At 53.2% G+C, this 20,282-nt stretch carries 18 protein-coding genes; 10 read left to right on the forward strand and 8 right to left on the reverse strand.

Annotated elements, in window-relative coordinates:
• Positions 1-61: 61 nt before the first annotated feature.
• Positions 62-1,144 carry a DNA polymerase IV gene (dinB, locus tag P0Y67_RS16335; protein WP_342392732.1) on the forward strand — a complete coding sequence of 361 codons (1,083 nt, stop codon included), beginning with the start codon at positions 62-64 and terminating at the stop codon, positions 1,142-1,144.
• A gap of 69 nt (positions 1,145-1,213) precedes the next feature.
• On the opposite strand, the gene P0Y67_RS16340 is transcribed toward dinB, so the two are convergent.
• Together P0Y67_RS16340 and P0Y67_RS16345 are read right to left on the reverse strand one after the other, a co-directional pair.
• The gene (locus tag P0Y67_RS16340; RefSeq protein ID WP_342392733.1) at positions 1,214-2,674 is read right to left on the reverse strand and encodes an aminoacyl-histidine dipeptidase; all 1,461 of its coding nucleotides are present in this window, start codon (positions 2,672-2,674) and stop codon (positions 1,214-1,216) included.
• A 130-nt stretch (positions 2,675-2,804) separates the two neighbouring features.
• Positions 2,805-4,448, reverse strand: a complete 1,644-nt coding sequence (locus tag P0Y67_RS16345; RefSeq protein WP_342392734.1) for a methyl-accepting chemotaxis protein — start codon at positions 4,446-4,448, stop codon at positions 2,805-2,807.
• A gap of 1,033 nt (positions 4,449-5,481) precedes the next feature.
• Between P0Y67_RS16345 and P0Y67_RS16350 the strand changes: the two genes are divergently transcribed.
• The 6 genes from P0Y67_RS16350 (at position 5,482) to P0Y67_RS16375 (ending at position 11,867) form a co-directional block, all read left to right on the forward strand.
• Complete coding sequence (locus tag P0Y67_RS16350; protein ID WP_342392735.1) at positions 5,482-6,771, forward strand: NCS2 family permease; 1,290 nt, start codon at positions 5,482-5,484, stop codon at positions 6,769-6,771.
• 51 nt (positions 6,772-6,822) lie between these two features.
• Complete coding sequence (gene gpt, locus P0Y67_RS16355) at positions 6,823-7,281, forward strand: xanthine phosphoribosyltransferase (protein ID WP_027253874.1); 459 nt, start codon at positions 6,823-6,825, stop codon at positions 7,279-7,281.
• Positions 7,282-7,447: 166 nt separating this feature from the next.
• Positions 7,448-8,704 (forward strand): esterase FrsA, encoded by a 1,257-nt coding sequence (gene frsA / locus P0Y67_RS16360; RefSeq protein WP_342392736.1) that lies wholly within the window; start codon positions 7,448-7,450, stop codon positions 8,702-8,704.
• 136 nt (positions 8,705-8,840) lie between these two features.
• On the forward strand, positions 8,841-9,245 hold the full coding sequence (gene crl / locus P0Y67_RS16365; RefSeq protein ID WP_027253876.1) for a sigma factor-binding protein Crl: 405 nt from the start codon (positions 8,841-8,843) through the stop codon (positions 9,243-9,245).
• A gap of 118 nt (positions 9,246-9,363) precedes the next feature.
• Positions 9,364-10,524: a glutamate 5-kinase gene (proB, locus tag P0Y67_RS16370; RefSeq protein WP_342392737.1), complete on the forward strand. Its 1,161-nt coding sequence runs from the start codon at positions 9,364-9,366 to the stop codon at positions 10,522-10,524.
• An 86-nt stretch (positions 10,525-10,610) separates the two neighbouring features.
• Positions 10,611-11,867, forward strand: coding sequence for a glutamate-5-semialdehyde dehydrogenase (locus P0Y67_RS16375; RefSeq protein WP_342392738.1), 1,257 nt, complete (start codon positions 10,611-10,613; stop codon positions 11,865-11,867).
• A gap of 48 nt (positions 11,868-11,915) precedes the next feature.
• Here P0Y67_RS16375 and P0Y67_RS16380 read toward each other — a convergent pair whose 3' ends face one another.
• The 6 genes from P0Y67_RS16380 to narQ form a co-directional block, all read right to left on the reverse strand.
• Positions 11,916-12,131, reverse strand: coding sequence for a DUF2897 family protein (locus tag P0Y67_RS16380; protein ID WP_342392739.1), 216 nt, complete (start codon positions 12,129-12,131; stop codon positions 11,916-11,918).
• 1 nt (position 12,132) lies between these two features.
• Entirely contained in the window at positions 12,133-12,822 is a 690-nt protein-coding gene (locus tag P0Y67_RS16385) for a M15 family metallopeptidase (RefSeq protein ID WP_342392740.1), read from the reverse strand.
• Entirely contained in the window at positions 12,819-13,952 is a 1,134-nt protein-coding gene (gene dapE / locus P0Y67_RS16390; protein ID WP_342392741.1) for a succinyl-diaminopimelate desuccinylase, read from the reverse strand. The genes P0Y67_RS16385 and dapE overlap by 4 nt, the downstream gene beginning before the upstream one ends.
• Before the next feature lie 49 nt (positions 13,953-14,001).
• Positions 14,002-14,349 (reverse strand): ArsC family reductase, encoded by a 348-nt coding sequence (locus P0Y67_RS16395; RefSeq protein ID WP_161455596.1) that lies wholly within the window; start codon positions 14,347-14,349, stop codon positions 14,002-14,004.
• 109 nt (positions 14,350-14,458) lie between these two features.
• On the reverse strand, positions 14,459-15,094 hold the full coding sequence (locus P0Y67_RS16400) for a response regulator (RefSeq protein ID WP_342392742.1): 636 nt from the start codon (positions 15,092-15,094) through the stop codon (positions 14,459-14,461).
• A complete protein-coding gene (narQ, locus tag P0Y67_RS16405; RefSeq protein ID WP_342392743.1) occupies positions 15,087-16,838 on the reverse strand; it encodes a nitrate/nitrite two-component system sensor histidine kinase NarQ in 1,752 nt (583 codons plus the stop codon). The genes P0Y67_RS16400 and narQ overlap by 8 nt, the downstream gene beginning before the upstream one ends.
• A gap of 238 nt (positions 16,839-17,076) precedes the next feature.
• Here narQ and napF point away from each other — a divergent pair, with 238 nt between their 5' ends.
• The 3 genes from napF to napA all read left to right on the forward strand — a co-directional run.
• Positions 17,077-17,565: a ferredoxin-type protein NapF gene (gene napF / locus P0Y67_RS16410; RefSeq protein ID WP_342392744.1), complete on the forward strand. Its 489-nt coding sequence runs from the start codon at positions 17,077-17,079 to the stop codon at positions 17,563-17,565.
• Positions 17,566-17,572: 7 nt separating this feature from the next.
• Positions 17,573-17,902 carry a chaperone NapD gene (locus P0Y67_RS16415; protein ID WP_342392745.1) on the forward strand — a complete coding sequence of 110 codons (330 nt, stop codon included), beginning with the start codon at positions 17,573-17,575 and terminating at the stop codon, positions 17,900-17,902.
• Positions 17,899-20,282, forward strand: a 2,384-nt coding sequence (gene napA, locus P0Y67_RS16420) for a periplasmic nitrate reductase subunit alpha (RefSeq protein ID WP_342392746.1), incomplete at its 3' end; no start/stop codon positions are given. The genes P0Y67_RS16415 and napA, both read left to right, overlap by 4 nt.

Raw genomic sequence — 20,282 nt, forward strand, 5'->3', positions numbered from 1 at the left:
TATAATGCTGTATATAAACACAGTAACCTATTGTCCAGCCACATGCTGAAAGCCCGATGTTATGTCAGATAAAACCGTGACCGACAGCCATCAACGAAAAATTATCCATGTTGATATGGACTGCTTTTTTGCTGCGGTTGAGATGCGCGATAACCCTGAACTGCAACATGTCCCTATTGCTATCGGTGGCCGCTCTGAACAGCGGGGAGTGCTCAGTACCTGTAATTATCTGGCCCGGCAATTCGGTGTACGTTCTGCGATGCCGACGGCTCAGGCAATGCAGCTTTGCCCGGATCTGGTACTGGTGCCCGGCAGAATGGCCGTCTATAAAGAGGTCTCTCATCAAATCAGGGCGATTTTCCGGCGCTACACTACGCTGATTGAACCCCTTTCACTTGATGAAGCCTATCTGGATGTCACAGACAGTACTCTGCACCGCGGCTCAGCGACTTTGATTGCTCAGGATATCCGCCAGGCTATCCGTGAAGAGTTGCATCTCACGGCCTCTGCCGGTGTGGCACCGGTGAAATTCATTGCCAAAATAGCCTCCGATATGAATAAGCCGGATGGTCAGTATGTGGTGACGCCCGCCGAGGTGCCTGCTTTTGTGGCCAGCTTGCCATTGGAGAAAATACCGGGAGTTGGCAAAGTCACCATCCAAAAGCTGCACGATATCGGCCTGTATCTCGGCAAGGATGTGCAAGCCTATGACAGGCGGGAGTTGTTAAAACAGTTTGGTAAGTTTGGCCAATCGCTTTGGTCGCGTGCACACGGCATTGATGAGCGTGAAGTTGTGGTCTCGCGCGAGCGAAAATCTGTCGGTGTCGAGAGAACCTTCGCCCGTAACATTGCTGACTACGCCGAATGCTGGCAAATCATAGAGCAGCTGTATCCTGAATTGGAAGCACGGCTCAGCAAGGTGCGTCCGGATCTGCGCATTGCCCGTCAGGGAGTGAAAATAAAATTTGCCGATTTCCAGCAAACCACGGTCGAGCATAGTCAACCTGTATTGCAGAAGCAGCAGTTCGCCGCTTTACTGGCCGAAGCCCTGACCAGACAAAAAGGGCGGGAAATTCGTTTGGTCGGCATCAGTGTCGGGCTGGAATCGGGCGTCAAAGCTCAGCAATTGTCGTTTGACTGGTAGGTGTGTTTCAGGAAACTCAGACTTTCCGGAATAGACAAAGGGGAGCGGATAAGCTCCCCGCTGCGTTTATCAGGCTTTCACCGGGATCTGTTTCAGGATGGCGACCATTTGTTCCCAGAACAGGCCAACGGTTTTAATGTTCACCTTTTCGTCGGGGGAATGCGGGAATTTAATGGTCGGACCAAAAGAAATCATATCCATGTTTGGGTACGGCTCTTTAAACAAGCCACATTCCAGGCCTGCATGGATCACCATGATATCCGGGATGTTACCGTAAATATCTTTATAAGTTTCGCGGAACAGATGCATGACTTCTGAGTCCGGATCGGGTTTCCAGCCCGGATAGGCGCCGGAGAATTCACACTGTGCACCGGCCAGCTGGGCCAGGGCGCTCAGCGCGTGTTCAACACTGCTGCGGCCGGAGTCGATCAGAGAGCGGATCAGGCACAGCAGGGAAACACGCTCAGCCTCTGTGGTGATCACACCCAGGTTCAGTGAGGTTTCAACAACACCGGGAATGTCGTCGCTCATGCGTACCACACCGTTCGGACAGGCATTGATCAGTGCCAGAAGACGTTGCTGGCTGTCAGCGCAGAGCACATCGGCAGGCAAATCGTTGCTTTCAACCGACAGTTTGATGCCGGTTTCGATGTTACCCAGCTCGGCATTCAGTATGCTTTGGAAATGAGCGAAAAGATTTTGCAGCGCATCAGCCTGTCTGGCTGGCAGAGTGACGATGGCAAAGGCTTCGCGGGGAATTGCGTTACGCAGTGTGCCGCCTTTGAGGCTGTTGACGCGCAGCCCCAGCTCTGCGGCATGGGCAAACAGGAAACGTCCCAGCAGTTTATTGGCGTTGGCCCGGCCGGTGTGAATATCACAGCCAGAGTGTCCGCCTTTCAGGCCTTTGATCATCAGTTTGACAGCCGTGTGATCAGCCGGTACTGGCTCACGCTCAATCGCCAGGGATAGCTCGGCATCAACGCCACCGGCGCAACCCATGTAGATTTCGCCTTCCTGCTCTGAATCGGTATTCAGCAGAATATCGCCTTCCAGCCAGCCTTCCTGCAGACCAAATGCGCCTGTCATACCGGCTTCTTCATCCACGGTTAGCAGCACTTCCAGAGGGCCGTGCTCAATGTCTTTCGAGGCCAGCACAGCCAGACAGGTTGCCATGCCAATACCGTTATCGGCACCTAAAGTTGTGCCTCTGGCGGTTACCCACTCACCGTCGATATAAGGCTGAATCGGGTCAACGGCAAAGTCGTGGTCTGTGTCTTCATTCTTTTGCGGCACCATATCAATGTGTGCCTGAAGCACCACGCCTTTGCGGTTTTCCATTCCCGCCGTGGCCGGCTTTTTAATAAATAGGTTGCCAGTGGTGTCGCGGCGCACGGCCAGGCCTTCGCTTTCAGCAAAACGAATGATGTGCTGAGCCAGGGCCTCTTCATGTTTGGACGGGTGGGGGATGGCACAAATTTGATCAAAGAATTGCCACACGATTTGTGGCGAAAGATGGCTGATTTCAGACACAGAACTCTCCCTAATAAACTGTCATTCATACTGCCTGAGCCGGACTATCATAGGGTGATTTTCCGGGACAGGCAGTCGAATATCTTACCTCAGCCACAGGGAGCTTGCTATTAATCCACTTTGCTTTTCGCTAAATCTTAAATTGAGAGATCTGTACATTAAGGTGACGGCCACTGGTGAGCAGCTGCTCACTGGCTGCCGCAATCTGCTGTCCTTGCGAAACATGGCTGTGGCTGTGTTCACTCAGTTGCGACAGGCTGATGTTAATGGCTTCTGTCGCATCGGACTGCTGCTGGCTGGCATCGGCAATGTGTTGATTCAGCTCTCGAATGGTGTGAATTTGCTGACTGATAGCTTCCAGTGCATCGGCGACATCCTGGGCATGCTTCACCGTACTGGCTGATTGCTCACTGGTCTGGATCAGGGCGTTACTGACGTTGGTGGAGCGATTCTGCAGCCGGGTGATAATGGTTTCTATCTCATTGGTACTGGACTGAGTGCGGGTAGCCAGGGTGCGCACTTCATCGGCAACCACGGCAAAACCACGGCCCTGCTCGCCGGCCCGAGCCGCTTCAATGGCAGCATTGAGTGCCAGCAGGTTGGTCTGCTCTGCAATGTTGCGGATCACGTCCAGCACAGCCCCTATGGTTTCAGAGTCTTCGGCCAATGCCTGCGCGCTTTTATTGGTTTCATCCAGCAAGGCGAGCAGAGCACGCATTTCCTCTCCCGAGCGAGACACGACACTCAGCCCTTGCTCACTGTGAAATTGTGCCGCGGTTGCGGCATCGGCCGCGGTCGCGGCTGAGCGTGCGACTTCCTGATTACTGGAATGCAGCTCTGTCATGGCCGAGGCGACCGAATCTACTCCCTGATGCGCCTGACTGGCACTCTCGGCCGTGGTATTGGCGACGGCATTGAGCTGGCTGGCGGCCGAACTGATATGCTCACTGACGGGTTCGACAGCCCGCAGCATGTCACTGATTCTATCGGCAAACTGATTGTAGGCTGCAGCAATGCGGCTCAGTTCATCATTACCCTGAACCGGCAGGCGTCGGGTTAAATCACCTTCACCGCGGGAAATATCCTGCATGGCCTGCAAGGTGGATTCACACGGGGCAGTAATGCTGCGGCCTATCACTTTGGCCAGAACCAGCATCAGGATCAATGAAGCGGCCAGAATGAGCCCGAGGCGTTGTAACTCTGCATAAAACAGCGCTTTGACATCATCAACATAAATCCCAGATCCCAGAATCCATCCCCAGGGAGCAAATCCTTTTACATAGGAAATTTTATCGACAGGCTCTGAGTGACCTGGTTTTTCCCACTGATAATCGACAAAGCCCTGGCTTTGCTTGCTGACGATGTCTGCCATGCTGACAAACAGTGTGTGGCCGAGCGGATCTTTGAACTGGGAGAGATCTTTACCGTCCAGCTCAGGTTTGAACGGGTGCATCACCATCTTGGGATGGTTATCGTTAATCCAGAAGTAATCGTTATTCTCGTAGCGCAGGCTGGCGATGGCCTGTTTCGCCTGCTGTTGTGCTTCAATACGGGTCAGCTGGCCCTGAGTTTCCTGCTGGTAGTAGTAGGTCAGCAAACTGTGGGCACTCTCGACCAGGTTTCTGGTTTTATCTCGTTTCTGGTCCAGAAGGGTATCCTGATAGCCGGACATAAAGGTAATCAGAGGGAGCAGGGTCAGAATGGTAATGATCAAGCCCAGCAGATACAGACGGCTGCTGATAGATAGTGAACGTAAGTGAGGGAGTTTTGTCATAGCGCTTTCTTCCTTGCTTGCACTCAGGCAAATGACCTTAACCGATGTTGTCTGCTTCTTCGGGAATTAGGTATGCCACTTTAGTCTCATTTGTGTGGATTTACGGCCTGGTTAACATAAATCACGGTGTAATAAATTATCGCCAATGGGGGTTTTTGAGAGATTAAGCCACAAAAATGTGACGCAGTTAAAATTAAAGTTGTAATTAAATTACCAAATGGTTATTATTATCCCAAGTTGAAAAACGATAGTTAGCACAGGGAAAGGTCAGTGCATTAACTCCAGGGAACCGAGATTGGTGGCCAGGTTGCTTTCAGGCAGCCTCCAGGCAATAGAAAGATATTAGGAAGTCGTTGTTATGAATGTATATGAATCCACAGCAAAATTTTGGAACAATAAAGGCGTTTTCAGTGGTGCGTTTAGCTACCCGCGATCTTTTGGTTACTGATATTTGAATTGCTCACGGCACATCTCCCCCTGTGTGCCTGCAACCTTAGCGTTGCGAACAGATATTCACCCCCTAACTTTCAAGACTGACCAGATGGTTGCTCTGCCGCAGTGTTTGCTGCCGACCGAGACCCGATAACTTAGTTTTGCCGCCACCCGGGAAAGGGTGGCGTTTTTTTTATCTTCCGCTTCACTCAGTGTGTTTTCACCCGGCATTTTTGACGATAATGCTGCGAAAAGGAATGTATTCGATTACACCCAGCCTAACAGAGTAAAGATTTCACTCTTTATATATGATTAAGCGTTTGCTTTTGCTGTGAAAAATATAATTGCTTAAATAGCACCCACATGAGTTCGGTTTTAAGTTATTGATTTTTAGTTGTTTGTTCTGGGTGCTGGAAATGCGTTGGACTAAAATCAGCCATATATCTGACACTGACGGATATTCCTGACCAGTCTGGTAATTTACTACTGATAAGCCTATAATCGCCCCCCAAAATTACTGTGACGCAATCGTTTACTATTTGCGGTAATACTTTTTGCGTTTCAGAGGTAGCAAACACTTTTCTCCAAGGACCAGAGAGCAATGCTTGAGAAACTGTTTAAGTTGAGTGAAAACGGTACAAACGTTCGTACTGAAGTGCTGGCAGGTGCGACGACCTTCCTGACGATGGCATATATTATCTTTGTGAATCCGTCTATGTTGTCGGCCACAGGGATGGATAAAGGTGCTGTCTTTGTGGCGACCTGTCTGGCAGCCACTATCGGTTGCTTTGTGATGGGCCTGGTGGCCAATTACCCGGTTGCTCAGGCGCCTGGTATGGGCTTGAATGCTTTCTTTACTTATTCCGTTGTGCTGGGAATGGGGCATACCTGGCAGGTAGCGCTGGCGGCGGTTTTCTTCTCTGGCCTGTGTTTCATTGCCCTGAGCCTGCTCAAAGTACGGGAATGGCTGATCAATGCCATCCCTATGTCTCTCCGGATTGGTATCACGGCGGGAATCGGATTATTCCTGGCCTTTATCGCGCTGCAAAGTTCGGGAATCGTCGTCGATAATCCAGCGACTCTGGTACATGTCGGCGATCTGACAAGCTTTTCTGCCGTCATGGCATCACTGGGCTTCGTGCTGACAGTTGCTCTGGTACACCGTGGATTGAAAGCCGCCGTACTGCTGGCGATTTTGATCGTAACGGGCCTGGGGATCCTGTTTGGCGACATCCAATACAACGGCATTGTTTCAATGCCGCCAAGCATAGCGCCTACGTTCATGCAACTGGACATTAGTGGTGCCTTGGATGTAGGTCTGGTGTCGATTGTTTTTGCCTTCCTGTTCGTGGACTTGTTTGACACTGCCGGCACCCTGGTTGGTGTGGCAACCAAAGCCGATATGGTGGATAAAGACGGCAAGTTACCGCGACTGAGCCGTGCGCTGCTGGCAGACAGCACCGCAACCTCTGTGGGTGCCTTGCTGGGGACATCCAACACCACCTCCTACGTTGAAAGCGTGGCGGGGGTAGCCGCGGGTGGCCGTACCGGCCTGACGGCTGTGACTGTCGGTGTGCTTTTCCTGCTGGCTCTATTCTTCTCGCCACTGGCTGGCATGGTGCCTGCGTACGCAACGGCGGGTGCGCTGTTTTACGTGGCCATTCTGATGATGTCAGGTCTGGTGGGTATTGACTGGCGTGACTTAACAGAAGCAGCACCTGTAGTTGTGGTTTGCCTGCTAATGCCGCTAACATATTCTATCGCTGAAGGTATAGCTCTGGGCTTTATCACCTATGCTGCAGTGAAATTGCTCAGTGGAAAAGGACGCGAGGTGAACATCAGCGTTTGGGTTATTGCCGCACTGTTTGCAGCTAAAATCATCTTTTTATAATTTGTTTATCGACCAGCGGTTTTTATTCGCTGATTTAGAGGTTCATCGGATATGAGTAATAAGTTCGTCATCACCTGGGACAACATGCAGAGCTACACACGTCAGCTGGCTGAGAAGCTGCTGCCGGCTGAGCAGTGGAAAGGCATTATCGCGGTAAGCCGTGGCGGTCTGGTACCGGCTGCCATTCTTGCGCGTGAACTGGGTATTCGTCATGTTGATACAGTATGTATTTCAAGCTATGACCACGATCATCAGCGTGATATGAAAGTACTGAAAAAAGCAGAGGGTGATGGTGACGGCTTTATCGTGGTGGACGATCTGGTGGATACAGGCGGTACAGCTGAAATGATCCGTGCTATGTACCCTAAAGCAAAATTCGTGACAGTATGCGCCAAACCTGCCGGTAAACATCTGGTTGATGATTATGTTGTCGATATTGCTCAGGATACCTGGATTGAGCAACCCTGGGATATGGCAGTGACCTTTGTCGATCCTATTGCCAAGCGCTAAGTAAAACAGCCACCCGGTATTTTTTCAAAAAGGAGCGAACAGGCTCCTTTTTTTGTGCCTGTCGTTTGGGGTAATGGCTGAGAAAACATATACAATATAGCCAGATTCAATGTTATCGCTGGGGTGGCGGTAGCAGGTTCTGAACCGACAAATGCAGGAGTCAATTGTGTCTGAGCCTTCTAAGGTAAACTTGTCTGAAAAATTGTTTGCTCCTCGTCAAACGACCAAAGAAACCTCGAGTCTGGTTAAGCTGGCCCATACTTCATCCCAAGAAGTTCATAACGCACTCGATGGGGACAGTGAAAGCGGCTGGTACCGGGTTCTGCGACGCCCGCAATGGATTTGGCAAGGCGTTGATCCTATTGAAATGGAAAGTGTTTTTGCCAAGATTGCCAGTGCCGATGCACAACGTACCAATGATGATCTGCTGGATACAGTGATCGGCTACAAGCCTGGCAACTGGGTTTATGAATGGTCGCAGCTCGGCAGTAAATACCAGCGCTTAAGCCGCGAGTGCCTGGATAAAGGCGACAAAGAACAGGCCGCTAAGCTGTTGCTTAAAGCGAGTACCCATTACGGGATCGCAGCCTATCCGCACCTGAAGGGCGATGAGCTGGCCGCGCAGGCGGAGCTTCAGGCGACCCTGACCTACAAAGATGCCACCGAACTGATGCCGCATCAGGTGAAAACTATTGATGTTTCCTATCAGGGCAAAAAGTTTCAGGCTTTTATTCACTTGCCTTGTACTGATAAGTTGTTGCCGACCGTGATTGTCAGTGGGGGGCTGGATACATTGCAGACTGAGCTGTGGCCTTTGTATCAGGATTATCTCGGCCCTGCCGGTTTTGCGATGATCACTCTGGACATGCCATCGGTCGGCCACAGTGCGGCCTGGCCATTAACCGAAGACACCAGCCGCCTTCACCAGGCATTACTGCAACAGGTGCGTGATGTGCCCTGGGTGGACCATAACAGGGTCGCGATGCTGGGGATACGCTTTGGCGGCAATGCTGCTATCCGGCTGGGGTTCCTGGAACCTACCCGGCTGAAAACCAGCATCAGCATTGGTGGTATCATTCATGGATTACTGAGCCAGCCTAAGTTGCTGAACGGTATGCCCAGAATGTATCTGGACATGTTTGCTTCACGGATGGGGAAAAACTGGGTGTCTAAAGCAAGCCTGGTTTCACATATGAGCGCCTGGTCGCTCAAGCAGCAGGGGTTGCTCGCCCGCCGTAAAGTGGAGATCCCTATGCTGGGGGTCAGTTTAAAAGATGATCCTGTTTGCCCTGAGACGGATAACCAGCTGATTGCCTTATCAAGCCGGGGCGGGAAAGCGGTGACTGTGCCTGCCGCACCTTTGCACGATGGTTACCACAGAGTGATGAGCACGGTGGTCGACTGGTTGAAGGACACACTGTAAGGTCGCTTTGTCTGGTCCGAGGATGTAAATAATATGTTGCCATTTCATTGGCCTTGTGCGTTAAATGGTCATTCCAACAAGGGATATTTTCAGAAAGTTGCGCTTTTTTTGAACTCCGACTAAGGATGGACATGCTATGCCAACACAAGTCATTTTTCCTCCTCATGGCCGCCTGATGACCAAGCTGACCGCGCTTGGCCCGTATCTTCGCCAGCAGCACTCATCCGAAGGGCATTTTTTCTTCGATTGTCTTGCCAGTTGCATTAATGCCAAGAAAGCACCGGAAGAACGTGAGTTCTGGGGCTGGTGGCTGGAAATGGTGGAAACAGAGGCCGGCTATCAGTACCGCTATTATTTCGGGCGTTATGACATCAATGGCGACTGGCTGGAAGATAAAGTGCCGGCCAAGCACCTGGAGCCGGTTCAGCAGACTCTGGATGATTTTTACCAGAAGCTGATCACTCTGCTTGAACAGGAATACTCGCTGACGCTGAGCCCGGCCTCGGATCTGTCAGCACCGACTTTATCCGTTTCGGCCTGATTTTAGTATTAAACCCTGAAAAAACAGAAAATGCGCCGCTACCGGCGCATTTTTCTTGTGCTTTACGGTCGGGGTTGATAAAACAAATGCCATTCATCCGCATCCTTTTTGAATCTTCATGGCAGACAATCACGAAAAACACGCCAGTGAGCAAAGTGCTCACCATACAGAGAAAGCTGCAATACAGACCATAGTGGTGAAACTGGGGACCAGTGTGCTGACTGGCGGCACCCTCAAGCTGGACCGGGCCCATATGGTTGAACTGGTTCGTCAATGTGCTCATTTGCGACAGCAGGGGCATCAGGTGATTATTGTGACTTCCGGCGCCATTGCCGCAGGTCGCGAGCATCTGGGCTACCCTGAGCTGCCGAAAACCATGGCCAGTAAGCAGTTGCTGGCAGCCGTGGGCCAGAGCCGTTTGATTCAGGAATGGGAGCAGCTCTTCAGTATTTATGGCCTGCATGTGGGTCAGATGCTGTTAACCCGTGCTGATCTTAATGACAGAGAGCGTTACCTCAATGCCCGGGATATGCTGCTGGCCTTGCTGGAGCACGGGATTATTCCTGTCGTGAATGAAAATGATGCCGTGGCAACGACTGAAATTAAAGTTGGTGATAACGACAACCTTTCTGCGCTGGTTGGCATTCTGGCCGGTGCAGACAAGCTGTTGCTGCTGACCGACCAGCCAGGGCTGTTTACTGCCGATCCGCGCAGCAACCCGGATGCGGAACTGATACGTGAAGTACATACCATTGATGAAACCCTGCGTAAGCTGGCCGGTGGCAGTGTCGGTGGATTAGGCACAGGCGGTATGGCGACAAAACTGCAGGCGGCTGATGTGGCCCGCCGGGCAGGGATTGAAGTGATTATAGCCGCGGGCAGCAGACCGGAAGTGATTGCCGGTATAGTGAAGGGCGAGCAACTGGGCACGCATTTCCTGCCGCTGGAATCGCCGCTGGAAAGCCGTAAGCGCTGGATTCTGGCCGGTCCTCCTCCTGCCGGGGATATCATTGTCGACGCCGGGGCGGCCATGGCCGTGACACAGCGCGGCAGCAGCTTGCTGGCGAAGGGCATTACTGCGGTGAAAGGCGAGTTTGAGCGGGGCGAAGTGGCCCGCATTTACAGCGCCGATGGCATTTTGCTGGCCCGCGGCATTAGCCGCTATTCCAGCCTGGATATCGCGAAAATCGCCGGTAAACACAGCCAGGATATCCACAAGGTACTGGGTTATGAATACGGGCCGGTTGCCGTGCACAGGGATGATCTGGTACTGATATAACCAGAAACAGATAATCAACCCCAAGCCTGTTCAGATAGCTTGGGTTGAATTGACTTGGCAGAGACAGACCGACAAAGGGGAACAGGGTGGAATTGCAAGCAATGGGACAGGCAGCCAGACAGGCTGCTTTTACACTGGCAACGACAGCGACCGCGCAGAAAAATCAGGCGCTGGCGTTTATCGCCGATGAACTCGAAGCCCGTCAGGCAGAGATTCTGGCAGCCAATGACAAAGATCTGGCTGCGGCGCGCGAAAGCGGCATGTCGGAGGCGTTGCTGGATCGGCTGATGCTGAATGCATCGCGTCTCGCGGCCATCGCCGGTGATGTGCGCAATGTGATTGGTTTGCCGGATCCCGTTGGTGCTGAGCTGGATTCGCGTGTACTGGAAAATGGTATGCGCCTGAGCCGCCGCCGTGTTCCGTTAGGTGTGGTGGGCGTGATTTATGAAGCCCGCCCGAACGTGACGATTGATATCGCAGCGCTGTGCCTGAAAACCGGTAACGCCAGCATTTTGCGCGGGGGACGGGAAACCTTCCACTCCAATATGGCCCTGGTCAGTGTTATTCAGCAGGCGATGGAAAAAGCAGGCCTGCCTGGCGCATCGGTGCAGTATATTGCCAAACCGGATCGCGAGCTGGTCTCTGAGCTACTGACCATGGATCAGTATGTCGATATGATCATTCCCCGTGGTGGTGCCGGTCTGCACAAAATGTGTAAAGAAAAGAGCACGATTCCTGTGATTATCGGCGGCTTTGGTATCAGCCATGCCTTTGTCGATCAGTCTGCCGATTTGGCGCGCGCGCTGGATGTGGTGGAAAACGCCAAAGTGCAGCGTCCGTCCGCCTGTAATGCGTTGGATACACTGCTGGTCCATGACGCGGTGGCGGCCGATTTTCTGCCTGCACTGGCAGAGCGCATGAATCAGAACAAAGTGACGCTGGTCGCTGAAGGTAAGGCGCTGGAGATACTGCAAGGTCAGGCCGATCAGCTGCGCCAGGCGCAGGAAGGGGACTTTGATACCGAGTGGCTGAGTTATACCCTGGGGGTGAAGCTGGTACCTGATGTCGAAGCGGCTATCCGTCATATGCAGGATCACAATGCCAGCCATTCCGATACCATTCTGACCAATGATCTGATGTCGGCCGAGCGTTTCATCAATGCGGCAGGTTCTGCCGCTGTGTATGTCAACGCTTCAACCCGGTTTACCGATGGCGCACAGTTCGGACTGGGCGCAGAGGTTGCGGTGTCTACTCAGAAACTGCATGCACGCGGCCCTATGGGGCTGGAAGAGCTGACAAGCTACAAGTGGGTCGGGCAGGCGGATTATCTGTGCCGCAGTTGAGGCCAAGGCAACACTGAATAAGCAAAATAACCGGTTCCGAGCAACCGGTTATTTTTTGTCTGTTGTATCGTCCTGATCTGCTGCATCGTCCTGAGGCTGTTGATGCTTGAGGTTTTCGACTTCCCGTTGTTTTCGTAATAGTTCTTTGGTTTTGTCGTGACGGCCAAATTTCATATTGGCCGTATATTTAATGGCGGCAATATTGCTGACCACCACACTGACAATGATGATAGAGATAACCCAGGGATTGAGCAGCCATTCCATCTCAGACCTCACAGATGTTGTTGATGTACTTACTATAAAGCGTATCAAGGTTTGCCAGAATATGCGATTTTCCTGCAACAGGTTGATCGTCTATCACAGTGGCAAGCTCGCTTGGCGTTAGCTGCTCCCGAAGCGACTGACTGACAGGAAAATAGCTGATATGCCAGGGCTCGACAGCAACACCACCTAAATCAACGGCATAGGGCCGGTAAAAACCAAAACGGCGCAGATTGTCCGTCAGCCAGGTGTTGAATGCGGCCTGATGTCCGCCTTCTTCATATTCCCAGGGCTCTAACTGTAACTGGGTGCCTTGCGGCAGACAGTTGCTGGCATAGACATCCAGATCCGTTCCCCAATGATGGCGGCTGGCGCCGGGCAGGGCCGACCAGCGTAAAATCGCCCGGATCTTATCCAGCTCGCTCAGACAGCTCGTATCCAGCGGCTGGCTGCAGCTGTCCAGTATCGGACGCACGCCGTTAAACTTGTTATTCCAGATCAGCATCTGGCGCTCAAAGGAGCGAAAGGCACTGGCAATCGTCAGCGCAAACCCGGCGTCAGCGGCCGCCTGTTGCAAGGCGGCCAGCGCATCGTGAACGTCCTGATGGATCAGGCGCTGCTGATACTCACAGAGATGGCTTTCATCCAGCCCTGTGAGTTGCTCCAGCGTCAGTGTGCTTTGACTGAGTGTCATGCCAGGGCTTTTTCCATCACTTTCTGGTACATATCAGTGAGCTTTTCCAGATCGGCCATCTTCACACATTCGTTGACTTTGTGAATGGTGGCATTGACCGGCCCCAGTTCCACCACCTGTGCCCCGGTGCGGGCAATGAAACGGCCATCCGAGGTTCCGCCTGTGGTCAGCAGCTCAGGACGCTTATGGTTCACTTCCTCAATGGCGCTGACCACGGCTTCCAGCAAGGTGCCTTCGTCGGTCAGGAAAGGGTGGCCGCTGAAGGTCCAGATCAGATCATAGTCAAGGCCGTGAGCATCCAGTACCGAGTGGATTTTGCGCTTGATGTCATCGACCGTCAGCTCAGTGCTGAACCGGAAATTGAACTGAACGTGGAATTCACCGGGGATCACATTGGATGCCCCTGTACCCGCTGCGACATTGGCAATCTGAAAACTGGTTGGCGGGAAGTAGTCGTTGCCATTATCCCAGACAGTGGCAGAGAGTTCGGCCAGGGCCGGCATCGCTTTGTGAACCGGATTATCGGCCAGATGAGGGTAGGCAACGTGGCCCTGGACACCTTTCACGATCAGATCGCCCGTGATGGAGCCGCGGCGGCCGTTTTTCACCACATCGCCGACTTCATGGGTGCTGGACGGCTCACCGACAATACACATGTCGATTTTTTCCTGCCGCGCTTCAAGCGTATCTACCACCCGTGTCGTACCATTGATGAAAGGGCCTTCCTCATCCGATGTGATCAGCAGGGCGATAGAGCCTTGGTGATCCGGATTGTCAGCCACAAAACGTTCAATGGCAACTACCATGCAGGCCAGCGACCCTTTCATATCGGCGGCGCCACGGCCGTGCAGGTAACCGTCTATGACTGTGGGTTCAAACGGCGGCGTGTGCCATTGCGCTTCCGGTCCGGCGGGCACGACGTCAGTGTGACCGGCAAACACAAACAAAGGTGCTTCTGTGCCACGGCGAGCCCAAAAATTGGTGGTATCTTCAAATACCATGGTCTCAATCTTGAAGCCCAGTTTTTCCAGTCGGGCAATCATGACATCCTGACACCCGGCATCTGCTGGGGTGACTGATTGTCGGCTGATAAGGTCTTTGGCCAGGGCGATGACTGGGCTGTCTGACATCCGTGTTTCCTTCTTAATATTGCGTAGTTAATTAATGTGATTGTGAACGTTAAGCGAAAATGGCCTGATACTGATCCGGTTTGAAACCCAGATGGTAACTCTGGTTGTGAACCAGTAACGGGCGTTTGATCATGGCCGGTTGTTCCAGCATCAGCGTGAGTGCGCTGTCGCGGTTGAGGGTATTTTTCTGCTCGTCACTCAGCTGGCGGAAAGTGGTGCCCCGTTTGTTGAGCAGAGCTTCCCAGCCCAGTTCGGCTTCAAAGGCTTCAAGGAGGCTGCGATCCAGACCGTCAGCACGGTAATCATGAAAACGGTACTCGATGCCTTGCTCATCGAGCCACTTTTTCATTTTCTTGATGGTATCGCAGTTTTTGATCCCGTAGGCGATGGTGCTCATAATCTACCCTGTTTTTCTGTCTGGCAGGAATAATAAAACAAGCCCCTTTTATAACGGGAATGCGCAGGGTTCGCAATGGCAAACCCTGAATTGAAGTCCGGGATGAGGGCTATCTGTCCTGCGTTTGCAGGTAGATGACGGTGGCCGCGGTACGGGAGCCGACGTCCAGCTTTTTCAGCAGGCTTTTGATATGTACTTTCACTGTCGCTTCTGAAATGAACAGCTGGACCGCAATATCTTTGTTGCGCTTCCCCTGAGCGACCAGGTGGAGGATTTCTCTCTCTCGGCCGGTCAGGTCATTGAGCGGATCGCCGGTGTTGGCGCTGTCTGCCAGATACTGACTGATTTGATGACTGAACACCTGCTGGCCGGCAACGGCCTGATGCAGTAATGCCAGCAGTTGCTCGGGTTCGGTATCTTTGAGCAGATAACCGTCTGCACCGGCTTTGATCAGTGCGCGAATGTCACTGGGGTTATCGGACACGGTCAGGATGACGACGATCGCCTGGCTGTCCTGCTCACGCAGCGCACGCAGGGTATCTAACCCGGAGAGCCCTTTCATATTGAGATCCAGTAAAATCAGATCCGGTTCGTGCTCGCTGGCGGCATCCAGAGCCTGATAGCCGTTACTGGCTTCACCGGCCAGCTCAAAACCGGTTTCCAGTTCCAGTAACTGGCCGAGACCGCGACGCATCAAAGGGTGGTCATCAACAATTAAAACCCGGTAGGCCGGTGTGTTACTCATGGTTATTATCCTGTGTCTGTAACGCAAATTTCAGTTGAACCAGGCAGCCTTTGCCCGGCGCGCTGGTAATGGTCAGCTGGCCGCCGAGGCTCTCGGCGCGTTCATTCATGATAGACAGGCCGTAATGGGCAGCCTTAGTGTGATCCGGATTGAATCCCTGACCATCATCGGCAATTTCCACCAGGACATGGTTTCCCTGCTGAAGACAATCAACGGTTATCGTGTTTGCTTTGGCGTGCTTAATGGCATTGATGACCGCTTCTCTGGTCAGGTGGAGCAGGTGAATATGCTGCGATGCGGTCAATTGGATTGAGGGCAGCTGATTATGAAGCAAGATACTGGCATTGGTTTGATTACGCAGCACACTCAGCATGTCGTTCAGGGCATCGCCCAGCTTGCCGGGTTTGACTGACAGGCGAAAGGTGTTGAGCAATTCGCGCAGCTGGCGATAGGCCTGCGACAGGCCATGGTCAATATCATCAATCACACCATGGGCGGATGCCGGAGATGTGGCCAGCTGTCGCTTGAGCAGGGTAAGCTGAATTTTCAGATAAGACAGCGCCTGAGCCAGGGAGTCATGCAATTCCCGGGCAATGGTGGCCCTTTCTTCCATCAGCAGCAATTGCTCGTTCTGGACCTGGATCTGATGGGCGAAGAGGGCGCGGCTCAGCAGGTGACCGACACTGATGATCAGTGCCGGGTCCGGACACGGCAAGGTATGCTGCCACCAAAGCGTGCCCAGGTGCTGGTTTTCCTGCTTCAGCGCATGATGATGCCAGGACTGATTCTCTGCCGGCTCCCCGGCCTGAAATTCCGTCCGTATACCTTGCCCTTCTTCAACGACCAGCCTGATAGCGGCGAAGCCTTCCAGCTGAATCAACCGATCGAGTACCTGATTGAAGTGTCTGGCCTGAATGCGGTTCATGGATAATAACTGTGCGCAGTCATACAGGGTTTTCAGCGCGTTGTTGGCTTCCTGCAGCCGGTGCGTTTTCTCTTCGACGGTGCGCTCCAGCGCCTGATAACTTTGCCCCAGTTCTTCAGCCATCTGATTGAACGCTTTAGCCAGGGTGCCCAGTTCATTCTGGCAGTCTTCCTGTACCCGAACGGCAAAATTGCGAGATTGCACTTGCTGGCTGGCGATCAGCAGGTTGTAAAGCGGTGGCACAATAAACCGTCGGCTGTACTGAATCGCAAACAGCGCCAGCAGCAGTATCAGCCCCAGACCCAGCCCGGCAATGATGGCCATTAGTTGCAATTTTTGCTTTGAAAACGCTTGTAATTCATAGACGAAGTGATCGATCCGGTCGACAAATTCGGGCACCTGACGGATAAAAAAGTCAGGGTGCCGGCCGGTCAGCTCCGGGCTGATGCGCCGCCAGTCGTCCAGTATGGCCTGGTAGCTTTGGGTCAGATCTTCCGGGGTGGTCAGCCCGAGCAGGGAGGCCATCGCGGGGGTCGCCAGCGTCTGGCCGAACTGGGCGATATCCTCAGCATCCGCCTGACCTTTTTCTGCCAGCTGGAATGCCAGCCGGTAGCTCTGCATGCGCAGCGACCCCGCCAGATTGACGACCTCAGCGTCATAGCGGCTGGCATTGACGGCAAACATAGTTGCGCCTGTTGTCAGCAGGGAAAGTAACACAATTGCCAGCATGACTCTGGCCACGGTTCCCGTGACACTGCCGGCCAGCAGGCCAGCCTTTGGCAGGGTGTTTGAGGGGGATAAATCCTGACGTTTGGGCACACGTTCTCCTGCTGAGGGTGGGAGGCTTTCCATTTCAATAAGACTGTTTTCGCTGATGCTGTGCATTTTGTGAAGTTAAGCGTTGTACTTTCTTGATCTCAAACAAGCTTAGGCCCGAATTACCTCCTTAGGGGTATGTTAAGCCCTGAATGCCCCCACCTAAACTGTGTCTATACTTTGACTGTTTATCACTGAATGTGTTGCCTTTTGCAGGCACTGGAACCCAAGCGTAATAGATATGGCTGATTTAGCACGACGATTCTGGCTGCGGCGAGACAGTGCGCTGCAGGCGCCGCGTTTACCCTGGATGATTGACGATCAGGCGTTCACGGACAAGTGTACCCGTTGTCAGGCCTGCCTGAGTGCCTGTGAGACCGACATTATAGTGCAGGGCGATGGCGGCTTCCCTCAGGTCGATTTTCAGCGCGGCGAATGCACCTTCTGTTACCAGTGCGCGCAGGCGTGCCCGGAGCCGTTATTCCGTCCGCGCCAAGAACTGCCCTGGCAGGTCAGTATCACAATATCTTCTGCCTGTCTGGCCAAACAAGGGGTGGACTGCCGGACGTGCGGCGACGAGTGCGAACCTTCGGCCATACGTTTTGCCTTGCAGCCAGGAAAGGTTGCTCAGCCGGTAATCAGTGACGCGGATTGCACCGGCTGCGGTGCCTGCCTGTCCGTCTGCCCAACTCAGGCCATTCAGATTCAGTCTGTCACTAAAGTGGAATAACACGCTTATGAAGCAACGAAGTGCACCATGTCATTCAGGTTCCGCGGTATCGGCCGGACCTTCATTTACGTCTGAAGAAGTGCATATTTCCAGTCTGGTGGTGCATGTCAAACCAGAAGGGCTCGCGCAGGTAAAGGCACAGATTAATGCGCTGCCACAGGCCGAAGTGTACGGAGAGAGCCCGGTCGGCAAACTGATTGTGGTACTGGAGACGCCAAACCACAGAAAAGTGACCGACATTATTGACACTATCAATGCATTTGAACATGTGCTGACGACCTTTCTGGTATTTCACCAGGTTGAGCAGCAGGGATCTGACTTTGAGGACACACCATGAAAATGACCAGACGGGCGTTTGTCAAAGCAAACGCGGCAGCCTCGGCTGCGGCCGTGGCAGGGATCACTCTGCCTGCATCGGCGACCAATCTGATTGTAAGTTCGGATGAAACCAAAATTCACTGGGATAAAGCGCCCTGCCGCTTTTGTGGTACCGGCTGCTCGGTGCTGGTGGGAACGCAGGCGGGCAGGGTGATAGCGACTCAGGCCGATCCAGAAGCTGAAGTGAACCGGGGTCTGAACTGCATCAAGGGCTATTTCCTGTCCAAGATAATGTACGGTGCTGACCGCCTGACTACGCCCTTGCTGCGGATGAAGGACGGCCAGTATCACAAGGAAGGGGACTTTCAGCCGGTGAGCTGGGATCAGGCGTTCGACATCATGGCCGAAAAGTGGAAAGCGGCGCTGAAAGCCAAAGGGCCCACCAGTGTCGGTATGTTCGGCTCCGGTCAGTGGACTGTGATGGAAGGCTATGCCGCCTCCAAGATGATGAAGGCCGGGTTCCGCTCCAACAATATTGATCCCAATGCCCGACACTGTATGGCGTCGGCCGTGGTGGGCTTTATGCGGGCGTTCAATATGGATGAGCCCATGGGCTGTTATGACGATTTTGAACATGCCGATGCGTTTGTGCTCTGGGGCTCGAATATGGCCGAGATGCACCCGATATTGTGGACGCGCATTACTGACCGTCGGCTCAGCCACCCTCATGTCAAGGTCAATGTGTTATCGACCTATTACCACCGCTCATTTGAGCTGGCGGATAACGGGATGATCTTCCATCCGCAGACTGACCTGGCGATTGCCAACTTCATTGCTCACTACATCATTGAAAATGACGCAGTGAACTGGGACTTCGTCAATAAGCATACCCATTTCAAACGCGCCGATACCGATATCGGCTATGGTCTGCGCGACGATGATCCTTTGCAAAAAGCCGCTGCGCATCCTAACTCAGGCGTCATGCATAACATGACGTTTGAGGAATACAAGAAATCCGTGTCTGAATACACGCTGGAAAAAACCGTTGAAATGTCCGGCGTAGAGAAAGACAAGCTGATCGAGCTTGCCAGGTATTATGCCGATCCGGACACCAAAGTGATGTCGCTCTGGACCATGGGCATGAACCAGCACACACGCGGTGTCTGGATGAATAACCTGGTATACAACATCCACCTGCTGACCGGAAAAATTTCCCAGCCCGGCAACAGTCCGTTTTCTTTGACCGGGCAGCCGTCGGCTTGCGGCACCGCGCGTGAAGTCGGTACCTTTGCACACCGCCTGCCGGCGGATCTGGTGGTGACCAACCCCAAACACCGTGCAACGGCAGAAAAAATCTGGAAGCTGCCAGAAGGCACTATTCCGCCTAAGCCTGGTTTCCATGCGGTGCAACAGGATCGCATGTTGCGTGATGGCGTCCTTAATGCCTATTGGGTGATGTGCAACAACAACATGCAAGCGGGTCCGAATATCAACAAAGAACGCCTGCCGGGCTACCGTAGCCCGGACAACTTTATTGTGTGTTCAGACCCGTATCCGACAGCCACTGCCCAGTCTGCGGATCTGGTACTGCCAACCGCCATGTGGGTCGAAAAAGAGGGCGCTTACGGCAACGCGGAGCGACGCACTCAGGCGTGGTATCAGCAGGTCGCTGCGCCGGGCGAATCGAAATCGGATCTGTGGCAGATCATGGAGTTCAGCAAACGCTTCACAATGGAAGAAGTGTGGGACGAGGCTTTGCTCAACAGCATGCCAGAGTACAAAGGCAAGACGATGTACGATGTGCTGTTCCGCAATGGCCAGGTCGATCAGTACCCGCTGGAAGAAGCGCAAGCGCTCAATGATGATGCCAAAGCGCAGGGCTATTACGTTCAGAAAGGGCTGTTTGAAGAATATGCCAGCTTTGGCCGCGGTCATGGTCATGACTTAGCACCGTACGATGATTACCACAAAGCCCGTGGATTACGCTGGCCAGTGGTCGAGGGTAAGGAAACGCGCTGGCGTTATGCCGAAGGATCCGATCCTTACGTGCCGGCCGGCACAGGATTCTATTTTTACGGTCAGCCAGACGGCAAAGCCAATATTATCTTTGCGCCTTACGAGCAACCGCCGGAAGTGCCGGATGAAGAATATGACATGTGGCTGTGTACCGGTCGGGTGCTGGAACACTGGCATACCGGCACCATGACCCGCCGGGTACCTGAACTGTACAAAGCCGTGCCGGATGCGGTGTGCTACATCCATCCTGATGATGCACAAAAGCGTAATTTGCGCCGGGGCGATCAAGTGTTACTGACCTCGCGCCGCGGAGAAGTGCGCTGCCGGGTGGATACCCGCGGCCGTAACAGACCGCCGGTCGGGCTGGTCTTCGTGCCTTTCTA

This window comes from Photobacterium sp. SP02, from assembly GCF_038519165.1.
GTDB classification, from domain to species: Bacteria; Pseudomonadota; Gammaproteobacteria; order Enterobacterales; family Vibrionaceae; genus Photobacterium; species Photobacterium halotolerans.

Coding starts and splice junctions, on each gene's coding strand:
- dinB (WP_342392732.1), top strand. CDS start 62: ATGTCAGATAAAACCGTGACCGACAGCCATCAACGAAAAATTATCCAT.
- P0Y67_RS16345 (WP_342392734.1), bottom strand. CDS start 4,448: ATGACAAAACTCCCTCACTTACGTTCACTATCTATCAGCAGCCGTCTG.
- P0Y67_RS16350 (WP_342392735.1), top strand. CDS start 5,482: ATGCTTGAGAAACTGTTTAAGTTGAGTGAAAACGGTACAAACGTTCGT.
- gpt (WP_027253874.1), top strand. CDS start 6,823: ATGAGTAATAAGTTCGTCATCACCTGGGACAACATGCAGAGCTACACA.
- crl (WP_027253876.1), top strand. CDS start 8,841: ATGCCAACACAAGTCATTTTTCCTCCTCATGGCCGCCTGATGACCAAG.
- proB (WP_342392737.1), top strand. CDS start 9,364: ATGGCAGACAATCACGAAAAACACGCCAGTGAGCAAAGTGCTCACCAT.
- P0Y67_RS16380 (WP_342392739.1), bottom strand. CDS start 12,131: ATGGAATGGCTGCTCAATCCCTGGGTTATCTCTATCATCATTGTCAGT.
- P0Y67_RS16385 (WP_342392740.1), bottom strand. CDS start 12,822: ATGACACTCAGTCAAAGCACACTGACGCTGGAGCAACTCACAGGGCTG.
- dapE (WP_342392741.1), bottom strand. CDS start 13,952: ATGTCAGACAGCCCAGTCATCGCCCTGGCCAAAGACCTTATCAGCCGA.
- P0Y67_RS16395 (WP_161455596.1), bottom strand. CDS start 14,349: ATGAGCACCATCGCCTACGGGATCAAAAACTGCGATACCATCAAGAAA.
- P0Y67_RS16400 (WP_342392742.1), bottom strand. CDS start 15,094: ATGAGTAACACACCGGCCTACCGGGTTTTAATTGTTGATGACCACCCT.
- napF (WP_342392744.1), top strand. CDS start 17,077: ATGGCTGATTTAGCACGACGATTCTGGCTGCGGCGAGACAGTGCGCTG.
- P0Y67_RS16415 (WP_342392745.1), top strand. CDS start 17,573: ATGAAGCAACGAAGTGCACCATGTCATTCAGGTTCCGCGGTATCGGCC.